20 protein-coding genes are annotated in these 19,558 nt (G+C 46.3%); 6 read left to right on the plus strand and 14 right to left on the minus strand.

What is annotated here, in order from left to right; translation table 11 throughout:
* Nucleotides 1-27 precede the first annotated feature (27 nt).
* The 5 genes from AAHN97_RS13445 to AAHN97_RS13465 form a co-directional block, all read right to left on the minus strand.
* Complete coding sequence (locus AAHN97_RS13445) at nt 28-246, minus strand: hypothetical protein (RefSeq protein ID WP_343308149.1); 219 nt, start codon at nt 244-246, stop codon at nt 28-30.
* Complete coding sequence (locus AAHN97_RS13450; protein ID WP_343308150.1) at nt 230-469, minus strand: hypothetical protein; 240 nt, start codon at nt 467-469, stop codon at nt 230-232. The genes AAHN97_RS13445 and AAHN97_RS13450 overlap by 17 nt, the downstream gene beginning before the upstream one ends.
* 79 nt (nt 470-548) lie before the next feature.
* Nucleotides 549-854, minus strand: coding sequence for a hypothetical protein (locus tag AAHN97_RS13455; RefSeq protein ID WP_343308151.1), 306 nt, complete (start codon nt 852-854; stop codon nt 549-551).
* Between the two features lie 4 nt (nt 855-858).
* Nucleotides 859-1,662, minus strand: a complete 804-nt coding sequence (locus AAHN97_RS13460) for a hypothetical protein (protein ID WP_343308152.1) — start codon at nt 1,660-1,662, stop codon at nt 859-861.
* Nucleotides 1,663-1,773: 111 nt separating this feature from the next.
* Nucleotides 1,774-2,820 carry a phage tail tip lysozyme gene (locus AAHN97_RS13465; RefSeq protein WP_343308153.1) on the minus strand — a complete coding sequence of 349 codons (1,047 nt, stop codon included), beginning with the start codon at nt 2,818-2,820 and terminating at the stop codon, nt 1,774-1,776.
* A gap of 55 nt (nt 2,821-2,875) precedes the next feature.
* Here AAHN97_RS13465 and AAHN97_RS13470 point away from each other — a divergent pair, with 55 nt between their 5' ends.
* The 3 genes from AAHN97_RS13470 to AAHN97_RS13480 all read left to right on the plus strand — a co-directional run bounded on the left by AAHN97_RS13470 (nt 2,876) and on the right by AAHN97_RS13480 (nt 5,052).
* Nucleotides 2,876-3,466: a Crp/Fnr family transcriptional regulator gene (locus tag AAHN97_RS13470; protein WP_343308154.1), complete on the plus strand. Its 591-nt coding sequence runs from the start codon at nt 2,876-2,878 to the stop codon at nt 3,464-3,466.
* Between the two features lie 35 nt (nt 3,467-3,501).
* A complete protein-coding gene (locus AAHN97_RS13475) occupies nt 3,502-3,960 on the plus strand; it encodes an ester cyclase (RefSeq protein ID WP_343308155.1) in 459 nt (152 codons plus the stop codon).
* Nucleotides 3,961-4,194: 234 nt separating this feature from the next.
* The gene (locus AAHN97_RS13480; protein WP_343308156.1) at nt 4,195-5,052 is read left to right on the plus strand and encodes a hypothetical protein; all 858 of its coding nucleotides are present in this window, start codon (nt 4,195-4,197) and stop codon (nt 5,050-5,052) included.
* A gap of 2 nt (nt 5,053-5,054) precedes the next feature.
* On the opposite strand, the gene AAHN97_RS13485 is transcribed toward AAHN97_RS13480, so the two are convergent.
* Nucleotides 5,055-5,960, minus strand: coding sequence for a bestrophin family protein (locus tag AAHN97_RS13485; RefSeq protein ID WP_343308157.1), 906 nt, complete (start codon nt 5,958-5,960; stop codon nt 5,055-5,057).
* Nucleotides 5,961-6,288: 328 nt separating this feature from the next.
* Between AAHN97_RS13485 and AAHN97_RS13490 the strand changes: the two genes are divergently transcribed.
* Nucleotides 6,289-7,014 (plus strand): acyl-CoA desaturase, encoded by a 726-nt coding sequence (locus AAHN97_RS13490; RefSeq protein ID WP_343308158.1) that lies wholly within the window; start codon nt 6,289-6,291, stop codon nt 7,012-7,014.
* 52 nt (nt 7,015-7,066) lie between these two features.
* Here AAHN97_RS13490 and AAHN97_RS13495 read toward each other — a convergent pair whose 3' ends face one another.
* The 5 genes from AAHN97_RS13495 to AAHN97_RS13515 form a co-directional block, all read right to left on the minus strand.
* Nucleotides 7,067-7,591: a discoidin domain-containing protein gene (locus AAHN97_RS13495; RefSeq protein ID WP_343308159.1), complete on the minus strand. Its 525-nt coding sequence runs from the start codon at nt 7,589-7,591 to the stop codon at nt 7,067-7,069.
* 4 nt (nt 7,592-7,595) lie between these two features.
* On the minus strand, nt 7,596-9,104 hold the full coding sequence (locus AAHN97_RS13500; RefSeq protein ID WP_343308160.1) for a RagB/SusD family nutrient uptake outer membrane protein: 1,509 nt from the start codon (nt 9,102-9,104) through the stop codon (nt 7,596-7,598).
* Between the two features lie 10 nt (nt 9,105-9,114).
* Nucleotides 9,115-12,303 (minus strand): TonB-dependent receptor, encoded by a 3,189-nt coding sequence (locus AAHN97_RS13505; RefSeq protein WP_343308161.1) that lies wholly within the window; start codon nt 12,301-12,303, stop codon nt 9,115-9,117.
* A 330-nt stretch (nt 12,304-12,633) separates the two neighbouring features.
* Nucleotides 12,634-13,794 (minus strand): FecR family protein, encoded by a 1,161-nt coding sequence (locus AAHN97_RS13510; RefSeq protein ID WP_343308162.1) that lies wholly within the window; start codon nt 13,792-13,794, stop codon nt 12,634-12,636.
* Nucleotides 13,795-13,853: 59 nt separating this feature from the next.
* Entirely contained in the window at nt 13,854-14,432 is a 579-nt protein-coding gene (locus AAHN97_RS13515) for an RNA polymerase sigma factor (protein WP_343308163.1), read from the minus strand.
* A 94-nt stretch (nt 14,433-14,526) separates the two neighbouring features.
* Here AAHN97_RS13515 and AAHN97_RS13520 point away from each other — a divergent pair, with 94 nt between their 5' ends.
* On the plus strand, nt 14,527-14,829 hold the full coding sequence (locus tag AAHN97_RS13520) for a DUF1330 domain-containing protein (RefSeq protein WP_343308164.1): 303 nt from the start codon (nt 14,527-14,529) through the stop codon (nt 14,827-14,829).
* A gap of 71 nt (nt 14,830-14,900) precedes the next feature.
* The gene (locus AAHN97_RS13525) at nt 14,901-15,629 is read left to right on the plus strand and encodes a GntR family transcriptional regulator (protein WP_343308165.1); all 729 of its coding nucleotides are present in this window, start codon (nt 14,901-14,903) and stop codon (nt 15,627-15,629) included.
* Nucleotides 15,630-15,668: 39 nt separating this feature from the next.
* On the opposite strand, the gene AAHN97_RS13530 is transcribed toward AAHN97_RS13525, so the two are convergent.
* The 3 genes from AAHN97_RS13530 to AAHN97_RS13540 are packed head-to-tail and all read right to left on the minus strand — an operon-like array spanning nt 15,669 to nt 19,556.
* On the minus strand, nt 15,669-16,493 hold the full coding sequence (locus tag AAHN97_RS13530; RefSeq protein WP_343308166.1) for an ROK family protein: 825 nt from the start codon (nt 16,491-16,493) through the stop codon (nt 15,669-15,671).
* Nucleotides 16,490-17,761 carry an MFS transporter gene (locus AAHN97_RS13535; RefSeq protein WP_343308167.1) on the minus strand — a complete coding sequence of 424 codons (1,272 nt, stop codon included), beginning with the start codon at nt 17,759-17,761 and terminating at the stop codon, nt 16,490-16,492. Before AAHN97_RS13535 ends, AAHN97_RS13530 begins: the two co-directional genes overlap by 4 nt.
* A complete protein-coding gene (locus AAHN97_RS13540; protein ID WP_343308168.1) occupies nt 17,754-19,556 on the minus strand; it encodes a class I mannose-6-phosphate isomerase in 1,803 nt (600 codons plus the stop codon). Before AAHN97_RS13540 ends, AAHN97_RS13535 begins: the two co-directional genes overlap by 8 nt.
* Nucleotides 19,557-19,558: the final 2 nt, after the last annotated feature.

Here is a 19,558-nt window from a genome sequence, read left to right on the forward strand (position 1 = left end):
TGATTGCATGCTGAAGGGTTCTTTATTTTAAGGATGTTTCCCATCAGGTAATTTTCCAGTTGCTGTCCAGTCTGAATACCGTGTTTCCTCAGATACATTTGTTTCGCTTTCAAATAATAGATTATAGCCATCCGGATCTGTCAGTTTGATCACCCATAATCCATTTTCCACAACAGGTTCATTTACATCTATTCCTTTTGATCTGAATGTATAGAAGGCAATGGTATCACTACATAAAACAAACACCCACACCCTTTTTATACTCAGTATATTCACCCGTTTTCATATGTTCCTGCAGCATAATGGAAGCGTTGCCAAATTGCAGCCAGCACCATTCTATCCTGTCTGCAGGCACCTGCTTGATCTCCAATTCAAAACCAACTTTATCTATATAAAAAACCAGGGAGGCCTCCATATTCGCCACCATGAAAAAAGGCACAGCCTGCTTAACATTAGGTTCGGGGTTCATAGTCAATCAGTTTTCGGTTGTCACTTAATTTACTAAAAAAAATTCCGGGTAAGATGGAGCATCTGAAAATGGTTTATTTTTAATCAAGTTGTATGATCATCAGGGCATTGGCGGGATCAATATCAAACCAGCCTTGCCTGTCATCTTCCGGCCAGCATTCTTTTATATCCAGATTTCTCGTATACCGGCTCAGCGATTTATCTCCCAGCCTGAGTATTAATTTATATTTCGACTGCCCGTCTTTACCCACAAAGGCCGTAAGCCATATTTCCCTTTGATCTTTTAAATACCTTGGAGACATTACGCCATCGCACCAAAGTCCACTGCCTTCCAGTGCATCACAAACTTTATATTCAAGGAAGTCTAAAAAGGACTGATCAAACATGGCATTATTCTAAAGGGTATTTACCTTCTGCCTCTACTCCATCATCTGAAAATTTTAGTATCTCTGTTGTAACAGGATAACCAGATTGTTTATACTCATCCACGACTACCCGCCCGATTCGCTCAGCAAAAAAATCCAGGTCCTTTTCAGAAAACAAATAACAAAAATCCCTAACCGGAATTACAGCATAGAATGGAAAGCCAAAATCAGCGCTGATCTTTTGTTTCAATGCCGGGGCAAAAAGCAATGCCCCTTTCAGCGTTTCATGTTTCAACTCGAAGAGGCCCAGTTTTCGGTCCTCTATTATTTGAAAAGTAATAACTGTTTCAGCCAATAAACGATCTGCATTCAGGTTGGCCTGTTCTACCAACTCAGGCACTGTAATATTCCAGGTTTCCAGATCACGTGAACTTAACCAGGTATTTCTACCTTCACTGGAATGAATATATACTTTACTAAATTCATCCGTCACTTTATGATGTATAAAGTCGTTGAATTCAAAATCATTGGGGAATAGCGAAACATAGATATCTCTCTTCACTTCCTCCCATTCTGAAGGAAGTTCCTCATTATAGGAGACCAATGTTTGTACGAAATCTTTAATATGGTTTTCATCTTTATCACGCTCATAATTCTTCCTCAAATTATCCAGGCTAACCCTTAATGTCAGCTCTCCCAATTTAACGTCAATAAGTTCGGTTTCATCAACCTTATCTATTTTTAGTCCTTGCTTCTCTAATTCTTTTTTAAAGAGATCAAATACAATATCTCCTTTCTTCTTTCCGAAGCCAAATAACCTGATTGCCATAATTATGCTTTAGAGGATTGCTGAATGTACGAAAATTATCTAGCGCAATAAAAAGGGGCAAACCACGGTGATTTACTCTTTTTCATTTAGTTAGCAAAAATTCCTCAGCTCCTAGGGATGTGCTGCCCTGTAGGCATTGAATGCCCCCTGGCTGAGATTCCTGCGCGCGGTCAGCACTTCCACCACAGCAGGGTCTGTATCAGGGCGCAAAGCCCCATTGTTCAGGATGGCACCGGGTACTTCAAATCTTTTCACCACTACATCACTGGCTGCGTCCACAGAGGTCCTGGCATTCGTTAAAGTATTGTACACACCGGCAAAACGGCCCTGCAATTCCGTGACGAGATAATCTATCTGCGCATCCATGTTAAAAAGGATATTAGCGCCGGACGTCATACCACAATACTGGTGCTCAAACAATCCGCTACGCCGGGTGCCGGTGGTCCACTGCGCTATGCCCACACCAGGCAGCAAAGGACCTACCTGGTTAGGTGTACCGCGGTTCATGATCTGGTCAGGCGTGAAATCGTGCATAGCATGATCTGATCCTTCTGCACGCATGGGCGTACCGGCAGCACTGCCTTCTATCCTGTTGGGAATAACACCGGATTCTGCCCGGAGGTTGCCCACCATACCTGCTGCGCCGTTCACCGGGAAGTGGTATTCATTGATCAGTCTTTCCATGGCATACAACACCGGGTCTGCTATCGTACGTTGCTCCCAGCTGAGTATAGGCCCCCTGGATGCCACATGTGTGGCCAGTGTTTGTACCCTTGGGTCCGCAATAGTAACATCTGTAAGGATACATAACAGGGGATCTTCCCGGCGTTCATCAAATTCCCGGGAGAAAAGTGCACGCTCACAGAAAAGGGCAGCAGCCATCAGCTCTGCATTTCTCCGTGGATTATTGGTAAGCGGGTCTATTCCCACAAATCCGCAGGACTTCCAGACTTCCACTCCCCGCCACTCTGAATCCGTTAACGGTGCGCTCAACGTGCTGCCCGCGGCAGGCGTTGCAGGTGCTGCAGTGGCAGCCTGTTTTTGAATAACAGGTGGGGCACTGAAAAAATTGTTAACAGGTGAAAAGAACGTATTGCCGGACGATGAGGTCTGTGCAGGCTGATCACTCTTGCCGGGGGCTTTTTTTGGGGTAGACATACTGTAACTTTAACATCAGGAAGTTACTAATTTTAAACGGGAAAAGCAAAGCTTCATGAAAACGGAACTCCTCCTGCAAAACATCAAAGCGCACATCAGCCTGGATAAAGAAGAAACCGAATTCTTCCTGCGCCTCATTAAACCAAACACCATCAAAAGAAAAGACTTTCTGTTAAAACAGGGAGAGATCTGCAGGTACGAAAGCTTCATCACAAAAGGCTGCCTGCGGGTATATACGCTGGACAATAACGGTGTGGAACATGTGGTGATGTTTGGTGTAGAGAACTGGTGGGTCAGCGATCTTCGCAGCTTTCTGATGCAAACACCTGCACAATATATGATTGATGCCCTGGAAGACACGGAAGTACTGCAAATATCCAAACCGGACATCGATCGGTTATATGAAAGGGTCCCAAAATTTGAACGTTTCTTCAGGATCATTTTACAAAATGCTTTTGTAGCTCACCAGCAGCGTATCGAACAAAACCTTTCTTCTTCAGCGGAAGAACGTTATCGCTTTTTTACAGAGAAATACCCGCATATGGACCAGCGCATACCGCAAAAGCAGATCGCATCCTACCTGGGCATCACCCCTGTTTTCCTGAGTATACTCAGGAGGAAACAGCTAAAAAATAAACTACTTTAATTTCCGGCACAACAGGAATAAGTTGCTTTGTATGTATGAAACTATTGCAGACAGTGGCTTTATTACTATTGATTTCCTCCTGTTCCCAACAGGCGAACAACAAAAGGATCATAGAACGGTATTACAACGAAGTATGGAACGAAGGAAAACTGGAAGTCTTAGATGAACTCTTAAGTGAAGATTATATCAACCATACTCCCAGCACGCCTAACCCTCCTCCCGGCCCTGATGGGTTAAAACCCATCATTCAGGCTATCAGGAAAGGCTTCCCCGACCTGCACTACGAAATACAGGATATCATTGTAACAGAAGGCAAAGCTGTTGCCCGGGTGATCATGACCGGCACACAAACGGATACGCTGTTTGGCATGCCGCCTACCGGAAGAAAGATCACCGTAAACCAGATCAATATTGAACAGATAGAGAACGGAAAGATCACCCAGCACTGGCGGGTGACGGATGAACTAACGATGATGAAACAACTGGGAAGATAAACTCACTTCCTGGAATTTCCCACAGCCTGCTATAGATCAGGCATAAGGCAAGGTGGGATAACAACCATAAAGAAAACAAAGCCTAAACCCTGTCCAAAACCACCCCCAGGTCCCTCATTTGCCTTCAATAAAACAAGATAAGCCGTATATAAGCCGTATATGACCCGTATATAAGTCATAGATAAGCCGTCCCTTATAGATACGGCTTATCTACAGTTTATAAATAAATTAGGTATGAATATACTTATCTTGTACCTTGCATGGGTTATACCTCATTTTATCACCAAAACAGTTAAACCCATGGCTTTTTTATCGAACGGCCCCGAATTCACCGGCTCTCTTGGCAACATGTCCTTCTACAAAATGAAGGGAACAGACAAGATCGTAGTCCGCAAAAAAGGAGGTGCCTCCAAAGAACAGATCAAAACGTTACCGGCTTTTGCCCGCACCCGGGAGAACAATGCGGAATTCAGTGGCTGCGCCAATACCGTTAAAAGCATCCGCAACGCACTCTTTCCCTTAAACAAACTGGCGGATTACAATTTCACACCAACGCTCACCACGCTGGCGAAGAACATTCAACTCCTGGACAATGTGAATGAAAGAGGAAAACGCGCGGTTAATTTCTCACAATACCGCTACCTGCTGGAAGGATTCCAGCTGAATAAGGACATCATTTTTGATTCCGTGGTGAAGTATCCATTGAAAGGGACTATTGAGCGGGAAACCGGCAGCGCGACAATAGACATTCCTCATCTTCATCCGCAACTGAACCTGGAATTCCCATGGAAAGCCCCGCTTTATCGTTTCGTGATAGGATTTGGTGTGTTTACAGACAGTGCATACAATGGAGCAAATTACAAGGATAAGATCATCCTTCCCAGGGCAAACACTGTTTATACAGACTGGCAACCGGTGCAGCAGGCATTCGAAGCGCAGGTTTTTACACTGCAGTTAAACAGTCTTTCAGGAATTGATGATACAAAGAGCATGCTGCTATCCATCGGTATTCAAATGGGTACGCCCATTACGAATGCATTCATACAGGAAGTAAAATATGCAAGCTGTGCAAAGATCCTCACAGTAGGATAAAATTATAATAAATACTGCCCGTCAATCGCCTCCACCGGAGAAGGCAAAGGCTCATGCCCCAGCATCTCCAGGAGGTTGATCTCAATCGTCCGCGTGATGCTATCCAGCGGCAGGCTCATCATGTTCTGTTCAAAAGGGTTCATGATACTGATCCCGTTCTGATGTGTTACATGGAATACAAATCCGAACAGCCATCCGAAAATAACGGACCAGTAGCCTATTGATTCTGCAAGCATCAGGGTGTTCATGATCACAAAGATCCAGATGAATACACGGGTGAAGAAAAGATAACTCGGTGGGAAGGCGGTATTGCGGATACGTTCACATTTGCCCATATCATTACAATGGTTCATCAGCAATTGATTCATATCCCTGAAAAGGAAACCATCTATCGCGCCCTGTTCACGTAACAGCTGCAGATCTGCTGCCTGGATATCAAGGATGGCATTTGGGATATTACTGCTGTTAGCTACATTTTCTGCTTCCTGCCTGCTGAGATAACCCTCATAATAGGGATCGCCGGTTTTACGCAAATTGGCTTTGAGTGCATATAAGAAACCGATGTGGCGGAAGATCATCCTGCGGGCTACATGTGGCGCTTCGTCACTGGCGCTCTGATCACAAAAATGCAACAGGTTGCGGCCCCAGGAACGGGAATCATTCACCAGTGAGCCCCAGATCTGCCGGCCTTCCCACCAGCGCCCATATGCCTGGTTATTATTAAAGCCAATGAAAAATGCGATGGCTGTTCCCAACACAGTGCTGAAGGTAACGGGGATGGCTACATGCCGTTTCAGCCAGTAGGTGTCTGCTATATAAGCCAATGTACAAAAGAACAGTATCAACAGGTCCAGCCGCCAGGTAAGGCGGGAGATCTGTACAAATGTGAGTTTATCTCTTAGCAACATAGTGCAGGCAGTATTTAGGATTACTTACATAAGTTACACTAAAAATAATAATTGATCATTTTTTGCATATCTCCTCCTGCATGTGCTTTCTACCTTTAAAATAAAAATGAAGCTGCTGGTATATTTCTTTTTTATGCCCTGCAACCAACGTTAAGTTTTCAGAAAAGAAAACTCCCATTATTCAAAAAAATTTCGTATCTTATATAGGTCATAGAAATACATTGAATTCAGTTCCCTCTTTTTCGCATTCGCGTACCATTTCTTCCAAGCTTGTTTTAACATATTGAATTTGCTGCGTTTTTATCTCATTCACGGTAAATTCATCAACATGCTAATACTCATTTTTTTTGTCATACACTGGTATGCGGCACTTTTTGCACAGACATTCTTCCAGCACAGATATACTTCCCATGGCGCGTTTAAAATGAGCCCGTTCTGGGAAAAGGTCTTCTACCTTTTCTCTTACTTCTCCCAGGGCTCTTCTTATATGAGCGCCAGGGCTTATGGCATCATGCACCGCATGCACCATGCTTATACAGATACAGAGAAAGATCCGCATTCTCCCAAATATTCACCCAATGTATTTGCCATGATGTGGCGGGCAAGGATGGCTTATCAGCGTATCGTAAAAGGGAAATCAAAAGACAGTGAACACTTCAGCAAAGGGCTGCCGGACTGGCCAACATTCGATAAGTGGGCAGGATCTTTTTTCAGCCGCATGTTATGGGTGCTGGGATATACAGCTATATACATACTGTTCGCGCCCTCTTTCTGGTTCTTCTTCTTATTGCCCATCACCATTGCCATGAGTGCCATACACGGGGCTATCATTAACTGGTATGCACACAAATACGGATACAAGAACTATGAACTGAAGAACACTTCCACCAACCTGTTAAAACCGGATCTCCTCATGCTGGGTGAATCTTACCATAACAACCATCACAAACATCCCTCTCATGTGAATTTTGGTACAAAGTGGTATGAATTTGATCCGGTGTATCCTGTTATCCGTGTTTTGAACTGGCTGCATGTCATCCGCCTTGCACAATAAAAATGGCCCGTGGGTTAACTCACGGGCCTGCTTTCATACAAACGGTAATATTTTATTTACCGGCAAACGCTTCTATTTCTGCTATAAAGTTATTCTTCACCGGCCCCTCCAATGCAGTGAGCCGTAGGTACCGTATGGTAACAGAAGAACTCACCGGGAAACTTTGGGCTGTTTTAGTAGCACCGATGAATACAAGGTTATCGCCCATTAAACTCCAGGTGTTACCATCCGTACTTCCTTCCAGTTTAAACTTAGTCATGGCATTGGCATTGTTCTGCCTTGCGGTGATCTCTATGGATACCAGTTTGATGGCTGTTTTCATATCGATCCTTATCCAATGTGGGTAGGGAGGATTTGTTACAGAATAATCAGAATGCCAGTAGGTGGCTATCTTACCATCCAGCAGCATGGAAGCTCCCGCAGCTTCTGCGGTGGTTTCTTCACTGGAAGCCGTGGCCGTCCATGTACTGCGATCTGCTTTTATAACGGTGGACCTGTCCTGGAAGGTGACTACTTCTGCTTTGCCACAGGCGCTCAGCACAGCGGCCATCAGCAGGATATATACATTACTTTTCATTTGCTTACGGGTTTTGAGTGAGGTTAGCATTTACCAGTCTTTCACGGTTGGGAATGAAATAGATCACCCTGTTATCCGTTGGCTGAATGGTTTGTGTGATATTGGTGGAAGGTGTGTTGTTCAGGGAATGCGTGCCGGGATAATTCCTTTCCAGCGGGCGGTTATTCCTGAACAGATCATAAGCACGGTGGCCTTCGAAGGCCAGTTCCAGCCTGCGTTCATCTATCACAACATCTAATGCTGTTCTGCCTTCCAGTGCGATGCTCGCTAAGGTGGGCAATGCAGCACCACTAAGACCGGCGCGCTGGCGGAGTACATTCACATCGTCCAGTGCCAGTTGCGCAGCACCTGATTTGGCATGGGCCTCTGCGCGGATCAGGTACATTTCTGCAAGGCGCAGGTATACCGGAGAACTCAGGTTGGTAAGCCCTTCCTGGTAATTGTATTTGTTGATGTAATACATGGGCGTATTAGGCACCAGCCGCGTATTCATACGCACATCCGGAGCAGGCACTGTATAAGGCCAGGCTAGCACAGGGCCGGCATTTGTATAAGGAGAAATGAAAGCATGCCGCAGGTCAGCCGGTTGTTTATCCACGAAATCCACGAACTGTTTGCTGGCATAGATCTCTCCCCAGCCGGTTTGCCCCTGGCCGCCTTCACTGTAATACATAGAACCGATGGCGCTGAAGTCGCGGTTCTCTGTTTTGATATGGCGGATGCAGAAAATGGTTTCTTTGTTCTCCTCCGGCACACCGCGGAAATAATTTTTATAGGCATCTCCGGTGAGCAGGCCGTAACGGGGAGAAGTGATCAGCTTATTGGCATACTCGATAGCTTTTGGATGATCTTCTTTGTAAAGGTACACGCGGCTGAGTAAAGCCCAGGCTACTTCTTTGGAAGCGAAGTTATTGTTCTTGGCTTCCGTCATCAGGTCTGCCGCTTTCAGCAGGTCTGCTATCACCAGGTCATATACCTCTTTCACGGTATTACGTGCAGGGAATTCTTCCTTGGTATCTTCCTTTACAATAGGCACTGCCGGGCCTGCTCCTGCGCCCTGGGGATAAGGTCTTCCAAAAACGCGCACGAGGTTGAAGTACATCATGGCACGGAGGTAAAGGTTCTCCCCTTTCAGCTGGCGAAGTAAAACGGAAGCATCATCCGGCACAAAGGAGATCACTTTATTGGCAGAGTTGATCACAAAATAGGATTGTTGCCATACGTTGTTCACATGGCTCATATCCACTAAGTGCGTATAACGGTAGGCGTTGGACAAAGCATCTGAAGAAGCCTGCCCCTGGGCAATATTATCTCCCTGGTATTCTGTGAGGAAGTGAATGCTCCGCACATAGTTGGGATTCTTCAGTACTGCGTAGGTACCAATGGTGGCAGACTTTACATCGTCCACATTCTTCAATGCCTCGTTTTCATTTTTGGCGGTGGATGGTTCGTAGTACTTCTTACAGGCCATAGTGGCGGTAAGCAGGAATATGAATATGATTGATGATTTCATGTGTTAGTTTTTAGAACCCGATGTTTACACCCAACAGGTATTTTTTGCTGATAGGATATTTAGTACCGGAAACACCTTTGGTGGCGCCACCTGCGGTCACAAAAGATACTTCAGGGTCCATACCGGAGAAGTGTGTACCCGTCCAGAGATTATCGCCGCTGAGGAATACCCTGATGCTGCCGATCTTTAATTTCTGCAATACACTTTCCGGAAGGTTGTACCCCAGGGTGATGTTACGCAGGCGGATGTAACTACCGTCTTCCAGGAAACGGGAAGAGGGCTCGTTGGCTGCTTTATTACCTCCCAGCAATGGTTTGGGATGCGTGGCAATATCGCCGGGTTTGGACCATCTGCTCCAGCCATCAGCCAATACCATCTGGTTGTAACTGTCGTAGATACCATCTGAATCAAAGAACTGGCGGGAACTGTTGAACACCTGGTTGCCTTTTACAAAATTGAAGAAAGCGCTCAGGGACAAACCTTTCCAGCTGAAAGTGTTCAGCATACCACCGGTGAACTTAGGCGCAGAGGAAGTACCTGTATATTGAAGTGTAGCCGCATTGTATGAATTGGTGTAAGTGAGATAGGTTTTACCATCTGCATCGGTAATGATCTTTTCCCATAAAGGATCACCATTGGCGGGGTCCACACCGGCCCAGATACGCATGTACCATTTATCCATATCCTCGCCAAGCCCTACAGGCTGATTGCTTCCGGGCGAAGCAAACTTATCCTTGCCATTCAGCTTGAGTACTTCATTCCTGTTAAAAGCCATGTTAAAACTGGTCTCCCATTTGAACTCGCCCGTAAGGTTACGGGTATTGAGCGTGAACTCTATCCCGCGGTTACGCATGGAACCAATGTTCTCCATGATGTTGGAATAACCACTGGTAAGCGGTAAGGGTTTCAGCATCAGGAGTGAACGTGCCTGCTTGTCATACACGTCTATATTCAGATCGATGCGTTTAAAGAAACTGATATCCAGCCCGAGATTATTCACGCGGATCTTTTCCCAGGTAAGATTGGGATTGGCTTTCTGGGAAGGATAGGAACCGGATTGCCCTGCATAGGAAGCAGACTGATCATAAGTATACAATCCCAGGGAGCGGTAATTGTCTGAAGGAGGGTTACCCACCGTACCATGGCTACCACGTATTTTCAGGAAAGTGATCGTGTTATTACCTGCCATGAACATTTCATTGCTAATGATCCAGGAAGCACCCAGCTGATAGAAATTACCACCCGGTGTATTGTTCCCGAATTTGGAAGAGATATCATGTACATAGGAAGCCAGGAAGAAATACCGGTTGTTGAAATTGTAATCTGCCTGTGCCAGCCATTTGGTAAAGCTGTATTCGCTACGGCCGCCGGTAGGTGTTGTTTTGGCTTCCGTGGCGGTGGACATGGCAGTCATGCCCGCAGGGAGGCCACGGCCGGATATACCATTCTCATCACCGTAATATTTCTCTGCCTCACCTACACCTAACAACGTGAGATTATGATCTCCGAAGTTATTTTCATAACGGAGCCTGTTAGAGCTGAGCAGGGTATTGTTGTAACTGATGTTGTGCATCAGCAGCCCTTTATCCGCTGTTCCCTCTTTGGAACGCTGATCATAATACTCAGTTGATTTATAATTATAAATATTAGCCCTGTTATAGCTGGATAGGGTGATATGTTTGGTGATAGCATAATCCAGGTTCAGGTCACCGTTAAAGCTCATTGCGCGGTTGAAGGACAGATTATATTGCAGGGAATGCAGGAAATTCTGCTGCTCCCTTCCCAGCCAACCGGTACCACTGCCGAAACGGGGCGTACCATCTGCATTGTAAGGTTTATCCCAGGGCAGATAGGTATATGCGCCGTAGAGTGTGCTGCTGTGGTGGTTATTATTCTTGAGGTATTCTCCGTTCAGGAGTACTGCCATCTTGATCTTATCCGTGAGCTTATGCGTTATGTTCACCCGGAAGTTATAGGCGGTTCTGCTATTGGTGAGCAGGGTACCTTCTTCTTTATAATAATTACCTGCCGCGTAGAACTGTGTTTTTTCACTACCACCTGAAGCAGAGAGTGTATAACTCTGCGTCATGGCCCTGCGGAAAGCAATGTCCTGCCAGTCCGTATCTGTTTTCAACACGGTGTCTGAGCGGGTGGTAAAAGTTTTCTGGTAATCATATAACTGCTGGGAGTTCATGAGTTTGAACTTGCCGTTATTGGCTTCATTAAAACCCACCACGCTGCTCAGCTCTATCCTTGTTTTACCGGCTTTACCCTGGCGGGTGGTAACAATGATCACACCATTGGCAGCACGGCTTCCATAAAGACCGGTAGCCGCGGCATCTTTCAGGATAGTAACAGACTCTACATCATTGGGATTAAAAGTGCCTCCGATATTACCATCTACTACGATCAGCGGGTTGATACCGGCAGCCAGTGTACCCTGGCCACGGATCACCACATTCACGGCAGCAGCAGGATCTCCGGAAGGGGCGCTTACAACCACACCGGAAGCTTTACCCTGTAAAAGACTGTTGAGGTTATTGGAAGTAACGTCCCGCAGTTTTTCACGGGAAACGGTAGCTACTGCGCTGGAAAGATATTTTACGTTCTTGGAAGAATAGCCTACTACCGTTACGCCTTCAATATCCTTACTGGCGGGTATCAACTGAAGATTGATGGTTGTTTTGCCCTGGATGGCCACTTCCTTTGTTTCAAAACCAATGTAAGAAACAATGAGATGTGCATCTTCGGGTATATTGGAAATGCTGAACACTCCATCTGAGTTGGTGGTAGCACCTTTGGGCGAGCCCTTTACTTTTACGGATACGCCGGGCAGCGGTACACCTCTGTCATCTGTAATACGGCCGCTGACAGTCACGGGCGACATATCCGGCAATTCATCCACCGGTTTACGGGAGATGATGATCACCTTATCCTCTATGGTATAATCCAGTAGCTGGCCCTGCAGCACTACTTTCAGGAAGGCTTCCAGTGGCTGGTCTTTGGCCTGCACATTAATACTGGCGCCATCCCGAAGGATGGTTTTATTATAGAAGAATACATAGCCAGTTTGTTGTTTAACAACGGCAAATACTTTAGAGAGTGGTACATCTTTTCCGGAAAATGTAACAGTCTGTGAGCGGGTGCTGGCGCTCACGTGCATACAAACGGCAAAGAGGAAAACAGTAGTGATCTTCATCGTGTTCACGATTGTTGTAAAGCAGGGCCGCCGATACGGTACCGGAGCTGACCTTACCTCGCTTAGTTTTTTGGTTGCGCCCTCCTGCTTAAGGCAATAGAAGGCATACTTACAAAAAGTGTAGAAATTCATACTTTTGTAACGATTTTAGGTTGATTAATAAGAATGTCTTGCCAGACCTTTTATGAAAGAAGCCTGAAATTATCCGCAGGGAAATGTTTGCAGCATTTCCCTGTTTCTATTTCCGGCCTGTCATTGCGTTTTATTCATAACAATACTTTCCTTGCGCCACCTGTGGCGGAGGATCCTTTAGGTTCTATATGTTGATGTTTACGGTTGTACGATGAGCCTGCGCCCCTGTTCGATCCTGAATTTAACGTCGACTTTGGTTAATATTTTCGTCACCTGTGATAATTGTAATGTTCTGGGCAGTTCTCCCTCAAACTGCTGCTCTGGTATTTTTCCTTCGTAAATAACTTCCAGATCGTACCAGCGGGCCAGTTCCCGCATTACTTCCGGCAGGCTGGCGCCGCGGAAATTAAAGAAACCTGCTTTCCATGCCGTTACCTGTTCCAGGTTAGCATGCTCCACAATGCTGAGTTCTCCACTATTACTGATCTGTGCCTGCTGGCCGGGCGATAATAAACGGACCTGCTCATGTGAACGGATGCGCACAGACCCTTCCAGCAAAGTAGTGTGAATACTGGCTTCATCTTCATAAGCATTCACGTTGAACTGTGTTCCTACAACACGTATATCTGCATGTTCATTGATCTGTACAATAAAAGGCTGGGCCGTGTTCCTGTTCACTTCAAAGAATGCCTCTCCTGTTATTTCCACTTTACGCTCCTTACCGGAGAATACCGTGGGGAAACGAAGGGAGGAAGCCGCATTCAGCCATACTTTTGTTCCATCCGGTAATACCAGCTGAAACTTACGGCCACGGGGTGTGGTGATGGTATTGTAACTGATGGCCTCAGCATCTTCCGCATGATAAAGCAGGCTGCCATTATTCAATACTACCTGTGTACCATTCTGTTTTGCTACAAGCCCGTTACCCAGGGAATCCAGCACAATGGTTTTGCCGTTTGCGAGCGTGAGGATGGCGCCTTCTTTACCCGGGTTAACGTCGTGTGAACCCTTGGGTGCATTCACCACCGGCCCCTTACCTGACCTTTGCTGTAAACCATACCATGCACCGCCGGCTATGCAAAGCACTAATATGGCGGCCGCGGCAGCCCACCAGCGTGGTCTGCGGGAAATTTCTATCTCTTCTGCAGGGGATTGCTGTAATATACGGTCCACCATACGGTCTTTTTCCCCGGTGCTCAGCATGGTTTCCGCTTTTAGCGAATCCCAGGCATCCTTTAACAAAGGGTTCATCTCATCCGGGCCCACCTCTTCCAGCAGATGCAGGAACTCTTCCTTTTCTGCGGGTGTGCACTGGTTTTGCATCCAGCGTTCGAATAATTCAGGTAGTCTTGAATTCATAGTGGTATAATAGGAACAACTAAAGTTTGAAAAAGGGGCTATTGGGCAGGAAAAAAATTTCAGAGCCTGCTTAAAAGTAATGCCATCAACAGCAGATCAGGATGCCTGACCACATATTGCATAATAGATTGCGTAGCATACCGGATGTATTTTTTAACCGTTTCCCGGGAGAGGTCCATTTCCTGTGCAATTTCCTGGTACTTTTTGCCCTGTTTGCGGCTCAGGAGCCATGCCTTTTGCTGTTGGGCAGGTAGCTGTGCAATCGCCTGCTCTACAAGGCCCAGGCTGGCCTCCATGTCCTGCGGCTCCGTTTCAGGATAACGGGTCAGCTCCCACTCATCCAGGTGTTTTCTTTCCCTGGCTATCTTTTTCAGGGCATTCAGCGCATGATTACGGGCAATAACAAAAAGGTAGGTACGGAAATTACGGATGCTGCATAAGGTTTCACGGGCCATCCAGATCTGGAGGAAGATATCCTGCACTACTTCTTCCGCCAGTTCCTTTGACCTGGTAAGTTGCCAGATGTAAGTATGAAGGTGATCTGCATATTGATGGAACAGCGCACGGAAAGCACTTTCACTGCCCTGTGATACTTCCTGTAAGAGTGGTTCACTGATATCTACAACCTTATTACGCAATGTTAGCTCTTTGTTGGCGGTTGTAAACATATCAAAAAAAGCGGGTGCGCGTAACACAGGGCTTTAAAAATATTTCCGCTATCTTGTTAATACTATGATCTACATCACGCAACTCATTTATGTAAAGCCCGGCCAGGAAGCCGTTTTCGATGAATTTGAAAATGTGGCCATTCCCATTGTGGCCAGGTATAATGGCCGTATGCTCTTCCGGATAAGGCCAACCCAGGAGAACCATATTATGCAACCGGTTGAAGCGCCCTATGAGATACACCTGGCCACATTTAACAGTGAAGCTGATTTTGAGGACTTCAAGGCAGACAAGGAACGCGCAAAGTTCCTGCACCTGAAAGATGCTTCCATTGAAAAGATGCTGCTGATAAAAGGAACTACGTTATAACATCGAATTTGGTTCGCAAATGTTTTGTTTAAACATATAGACATTTATCGAAAAAGCAATAGTTTTGCGACATGAAACTGAAGATCAATCACAATAGCCATACCCCTTTACATATCCAGGCAGAAGAGTTGTTACGCAAGCTGATAGCGGAAGAAGAATACCAGAACGGGAAGATGTTGCCGAATGAAGTAGATCTCTCCAAACAACTGGCTATTTCAAGGTCCACCCTCCGGATGGCACTCAATAAACTGGTGTATGAAGGCCTGCTGATCAGGAAAAAAGGGGTGGGTACTAAAGTGGCTGAAATGGCGGTAAGCTCCAAGTCTATGAACTGGCTGAGCTTTTCGCAGGAAATGGCGGCACGCGGTATTGTGATCAAAGATTATGAAATGCATCTTACCTGGGTGTTCCCGGATGAAAAGATTGCCAACTTCTTTGAAATAGGAACAGATAAAAAAATACTGAAACTGGAAAGGCTCAGGGGTAAACCGGAATGGCCCTTCGTTTACTTCATCTCCTATTTTCATCCCCGCGTTGGATTAACCGGCGAAGAAGATTTCAGGCGCCCGCTGTATGAGATCTTTGAAAAAGATCATTCCGTGATCGCCACTTTATCCAAGGAAGAGATCAGCGCAACTGCTGCAGATAATTTTATTGCATCCAAACTTGGCGTAGACAACGGCAGCCCCATCCTGTTCCGCAAGCGTTATGTATTTGACCAGGGAGAACGCCCTATTGAATATAATCTTGGTTATTACCGGGCAGACAGTTTTGTATATGCTGTAGAAAGCAGGCGCTAATGCCAGTATTTTTATACATCCCCGCAGAAGGTAAATGTACTAATACCAGTAACTGGCAGCGCCCAGCAGCGCAGCTTTCTCCCCCAGTTCGGATAATACGATCTCCACATCTTTCATCTGCTGCCGCAGGCTATGCAGGAAATGCGCGTGTGCATGGGATATATTTCCACCCAATACAATCATGGCAGGCCTGGGCGTTACCTGTTGCAGGAACATCCCCAGGTTCTCACTGAATTCCCGGAACACGGTTGCTGCTGCAACTGATGTAGCGGCCAATGCAGCGATGTTCTTTACATTCTCTTCTTTTATTCCACTCAAAGCTTCATAGCGGGCAATGAACCACCTGGTGCTGAAGTGCTCTTCTGCTCTTGATCCCAGGAAGGGGGTGTTCCAGAAACCGGCATCTTCAGCATGACCATTAGTGGCAATGGCAGAGCCAAAACCAGTACCCAATGTAAGACCTATCACGGGACGTTGTTCTTTTACCGCACCATTAAAAAGTTCTCCCTGCAAAAAACAGGCAGCATCGTTGTGCATAACAATATCTTCCTTCTCTATCCCTAAAGCTTCCGCTAACATGGCTTTCACTGGCAGGCCATACAAGGCCTCGTATTTATGCAATCCCCTGATCAGGGAAATACCTTCCTCATAATCAAACGGCCCCGGCATGGCAATGCCTATCTTATGTTTGCCATGCATGCTTTCCCGCATCACTTCACACCAGCTGTGTATGATCTCTTCAGCACTGCCATTTGAATTCACCCTTTCCCGGTGATGAGAACCGGGTACCAGATCCCTGCTTTCCAGGTCTATCAAAGCCGTGGTAATATGCGAGCCTCCTATATCTACACCCAATACGCTCATATATGCCTCATTGTTCTTTGTATCTCTTCGAAAGATTGTCCTTTTGTTTCCGGTAATAATTTATACACGGTAATGAATGCCATCACGCAGAAGGCGGCAAAAAACCAGAAGGTTTGTGCTGTACCGAATTCATGCAGCAGGATAGGTGTGATCTGCCCTACCAGCGTATCTGCCAGCCACATCACCATAATGCTTACAGACAATGCCCTTGCCCTGATATGATCCGGGAAGATCTCTGCTGCGATCACAAATTTCAGCGGACCAATGGAGAATGCAAAAAAGGCCAGGAATAACATCACGCAAAGCAGCAAATGTAATCCCGTGGCACCGGTAAAAAAACAGATGCCGGTTAAAGCGAGGCTCAGGGCAGCACCTGCAGTACCCCAGAGATAAAGCGGCCGTCTGCCCAGGCTATCCACTTTCCAGATGGCAAAGATGGTGAAGAACACATTCGCTGCACCGAAAATGATCTGGCTGATGAAAGAATTGCTCAGGGTGATACCGGCATCATGCAAAATGCTGGGGCCATAATAAATGATGGCATTGATACCGCTGAACTGTGAGAAGAGCGGTAACAGTATGCCTATCAGGATGGCTCTCTTTATTTCCGGCGCAAACAGTTCTTTATAACTGCCTGCTGTTTGTTTTTCTCTCATTAACCAGCGCGGGCTTTCCGGCACCTGTGTTAAACCTGCCAGGAATAATACCGCAGGGATTGCACCTACACCAAACATACCGCGCCAGGGTTCTTTTACGAATAACCAGCTGGTACTCTTTCCGGCATTTGCCAGCGCATAGTTCAGCAGCATAGCATTGCTGAGATAAGCCACCAGTATGCCTATCGTTACGGCTAGTTGATAATAGGTAACAAGTCTTCCTCTTTTATCATCCGGTGCAATTTCAGAGAGGTATAAAGGCACTACCGTGGAGGCGATCCCTACTGCCACACCACCCAGTATACGGGCCGTGATGAGCCAGGCCAGATCAGCAAACAATGCACAACCAACGGCAGCCAGCAGAAATAGAAAAGCAGCAATGAACAATAATTTCTTCCTGCCCAGCCTGTCGCTCAGATCGCTGGAAACAATCACGCCCAGTATGCAACCTGCCAGTGCGGAAGACACAAACCATCCTTCCTGCAGGGCATTCAATCCGAACTGTTCCCGCACAAAAGGTAAAATACCAGACACTACGGCCATATCAAACCCAAACAGGAAACCTCCCAGGGAGGCCACTATTGTGGTCATAACGAGGAATGATCTATTCATACAGGCTATTAAAAACAGGATGTTCTTCTTTCAAAAATGCTTTGATCACTTTAGCACGGCCCTTACCCAGGTTGGTGATGGTGTAAACATCCGCATCTGCCGGTATCACAAATGTTTCTGCATAATGATACACTGTTGCTGTACCTGCTGCTGTTTTAATGGAGATGGAAGTTCCTTCCACCAGCATCATCACTAAACAGATGCCTTCTGTTTTAAAGCTAACAGTCGTATCCAGCTCAATGCGGTGTACATCATAAAAATGTTCCCGGTGTGTGGGCAGGTGTACCAGTTGCCAGTCCTTTCCCTCTTCCAGTAAAGCCGGCACGGAAATAAGTTCTTTCTCTACCGCTGCCCCCTGCCTGCCGAACTGCAGGTTACGGAATGCATGTTCAATATTGATGGCCCTTGGTTCTCCATCCAGCCCCAGCCGCAGCCAGTCGTACATCTTGAATGTAAAGATGTAAGGCGTGGCACTGATCTCCAATACCAGGTTATCAGCACCTGCACTGTGCACCGTACCGTTCGGTATGAGGAACAAGGCATGTTTGCTGGCTTTGAAAGCCTGTACATACTGCGGGATGTTCACCGGCTGATTGAATTGCACGCTATTATCCAGGTCTGCCCGGAAGGCAGCAGGATCAATATTTTCATGGAATCCGAGGTAAACTTTTGCATCATCTTTACAATCCAGGATGTAATACGTTTCATCCTGTGTGATGTTTTCGCCAAAGTGTTCCCGGATGTAAGATAAGGAAGGATGGCATTGAATAGAAAGATTTCCGCCATCAAAAGTATCCAGGAAGTCGAAACGGATAGGAAACTCGTAACGGAAGATGGCTGCATGTTTACCGAGGATAGCTCTATGCTGCCGGTACATCAGCCATTCAAAAGGTATTTCCAGCAGGTACCCATCACTTTCAAATACAACACCGTTCTCCGGTACGATCATTTCAAAAGACCAGGCATAGTTCACTGCTTCCAGTGAAAGACCGGGGATCCTTTCTTTCATCCACTGCCCTCCCCATGCACCAGGCTCAAACCATGGGCGCACCCGGAAGGTATCCCGGCAGATCTGGTCTATCCCTGCCAGCAGATCATCCTTATGCACCCAGGTAATAGTTTCCCCACGCTGCGTATCCACAAATATGCCGATGCGCGGCAACAGGGATTGTTTATACTCATTCAGGATCACCCAATCCACAAAGTAGGCCTGCTTGTACATTTCTGCAAAAACATTACTGCCATTACTCCCCAGGTTAGCAGCAACACCTGCACGCATACGGTATTGTAATTCATTCTTTGGAAGGTCCAGGTAGATCACCGGTGCTTTATCATTTACCAGTGCTGCACCAGTGCCCATGATAATATGCAGGCCTTTATGCGTTGATTGCATGGCCGCCAGTTTATCTTTGTGGAACAGATCATGGATGCGCAGGCTGGTGCGTGTTCCCCAAACGTCTCCTTCTTCACCGAGGAATGGTGCTATGAGCGCGTTAACATCTTCCTTTAAAGCATCCTTTGCAAAATGCCATTGTACGGTAATGCCCCTGCGATTAAATTCCTCCTGTAAAGTATGATACAATTCATCCCACCATATACCGGTATAACCATCTATACATACCTGCTGATGCAGGAGCATCCACTCCACCAAACCTTCGTAATCCGTATGGATACGTCCCCTCCCCAGGGTGTGGGTGGGATGGATATCATATGCTCCTGCAGTATGTTTGCTCAATTGCACCGGTAAAAGCGGTTGTACTGCTACCCGCCTGTTTTCCTCCTTAATGTTCAGCATTT

Source organism: Chitinophaga niabensis, from assembly GCF_039545795.1.
GTDB lineage: Bacteria > Bacteroidota > Bacteroidia > Chitinophagales > Chitinophagaceae > Chitinophaga > Chitinophaga niabensis_B.

Coding starts and splice junctions, on each gene's coding strand:
- AAHN97_RS13540 (WP_343308168.1), bottom strand. CDS start 19,556: ATGCTGAACATTAAGGAGGAAAACAGGCGGGTAGCAGTACAACCGCTT.
- AAHN97_RS13460 (WP_343308152.1), bottom strand. CDS start 1,662: ATGGCAATCAGGTTATTTGGCTTCGGAAAGAAGAAAGGAGATATTGTA.
- AAHN97_RS13505 (WP_343308161.1), bottom strand. CDS start 12,303: ATGAAGATCACTACTGTTTTCCTCTTTGCCGTTTGTATGCACGTGAGC.
- AAHN97_RS13485 (WP_343308157.1), bottom strand. CDS start 5,960: ATGTTGCTAAGAGATAAACTCACATTTGTACAGATCTCCCGCCTTACC.
- AAHN97_RS13450 (WP_343308150.1), bottom strand. CDS start 469: ATGAACCCCGAACCTAATGTTAAGCAGGCTGTGCCTTTTTTCATGGTG.
- AAHN97_RS13530 (WP_343308166.1), bottom strand. CDS start 16,493: ATGAGCGTATTGGGTGTAGATATAGGAGGCTCGCATATTACCACGGCT.
- AAHN97_RS13500 (WP_343308160.1), bottom strand. CDS start 9,104: ATGAAATCATCAATCATATTCATATTCCTGCTTACCGCCACTATGGCC.
- AAHN97_RS13525 (WP_343308165.1), top strand. CDS start 14,901: ATGAAACTGAAGATCAATCACAATAGCCATACCCCTTTACATATCCAG.
- AAHN97_RS13520 (WP_343308164.1), top strand. CDS start 14,527: ATGATCTACATCACGCAACTCATTTATGTAAAGCCCGGCCAGGAAGCC.
- AAHN97_RS13510 (WP_343308162.1), bottom strand. CDS start 13,794: ATGAATTCAAGACTACCTGAATTATTCGAACGCTGGATGCAAAACCAG.
- AAHN97_RS13455 (WP_343308151.1), bottom strand. CDS start 854: ATGTTTGATCAGTCCTTTTTAGACTTCCTTGAATATAAAGTTTGTGAT.
- AAHN97_RS13490 (WP_343308158.1), top strand. CDS start 6,289: ATGCTAATACTCATTTTTTTTGTCATACACTGGTATGCGGCACTTTTT.
- AAHN97_RS13470 (WP_343308154.1), top strand. CDS start 2,876: ATGAAAACGGAACTCCTCCTGCAAAACATCAAAGCGCACATCAGCCTG.
- AAHN97_RS13475 (WP_343308155.1), top strand. CDS start 3,502: ATGAAACTATTGCAGACAGTGGCTTTATTACTATTGATTTCCTCCTGT.
- AAHN97_RS13495 (WP_343308159.1), bottom strand. CDS start 7,591: ATGAAAAGTAATGTATATATCCTGCTGATGGCCGCTGTGCTGAGCGCC.
- AAHN97_RS13480 (WP_343308156.1), top strand. CDS start 4,195: ATGAATATACTTATCTTGTACCTTGCATGGGTTATACCTCATTTTATC.
- AAHN97_RS13535 (WP_343308167.1), bottom strand. CDS start 17,761: ATGAATAGATCATTCCTCGTTATGACCACAATAGTGGCCTCCCTGGGA.
- AAHN97_RS13465 (WP_343308153.1), bottom strand. CDS start 2,820: ATGTCTACCCCAAAAAAAGCCCCCGGCAAGAGTGATCAGCCTGCACAG.